Source organism: Metabacillus rhizolycopersici (assembly GCF_020075705.1).
The window spans coordinates 1-457 of the sequence record NZ_JAIQUM010000278.1 but is presented as its reverse complement, the minus strand read 5'-3'; the positions used below and the strand labels follow the sequence as shown (position 1 = coordinate 457).

The 457-nt window shown below is 48.4% G+C and carries 3 tRNA genes; all 3 read left to right on the top strand.

What is annotated here, in order from left to right:
• Positions 1-47 precede the first annotated feature (47 nt).
• Positions 48-124, top strand: a tRNA-Met gene (locus K9V48_RS28600).
• Between the two features lie 7 nt (positions 125-131).
• Positions 132-208 (top strand) — tRNA-Asp (locus tag K9V48_RS28595).
• Between the two features lie 170 nt (positions 209-378).
• Positions 379-454, top strand: a tRNA-Phe gene (locus K9V48_RS28590).
• The last annotated feature ends 3 nt before the right edge of the window (positions 455-457 follow it).

Genomic DNA, 457 nt, shown 5'->3' with positions numbered 1-457 from the left:
AATCCCCCTTCCTCCTCCAGATTTATTTATGTAGTTACTCTTATTATCGCGGGGTGGAGCAGTTCGGTAGCTCGTCGGGCTCATAACCCGAAGGTCGCAGGTTCAAATCCTGTCCCCGCAACCAAAAAAATGGTCCGGTAGTTCAGTTGGTTAGAATGCCTGCCTGTCACGCAGGAGGTCGCGGGTTCGAGTCCCGTCCGGACCGCCATTCTTATTATGATAAGTCTATTATTCACTTATCTCAAGGAAAAGGGTTTCAATAAACGAGAAGGTCAAGGAAGCGATTGAGTGAACACCGGAGCGTATGTCAATACGTGAGGATGTGAACGAAAGAGCTGACGCAGAGATTCGAAGTTTAGTGGAAGCCATAAACTGTATGGCTCAGTAGCTCAGTTGGTAGAGCAATGGACTGAAAATCCATGTGTCGGCGGTTCGATTCCGTCCTGAGCCACCATTT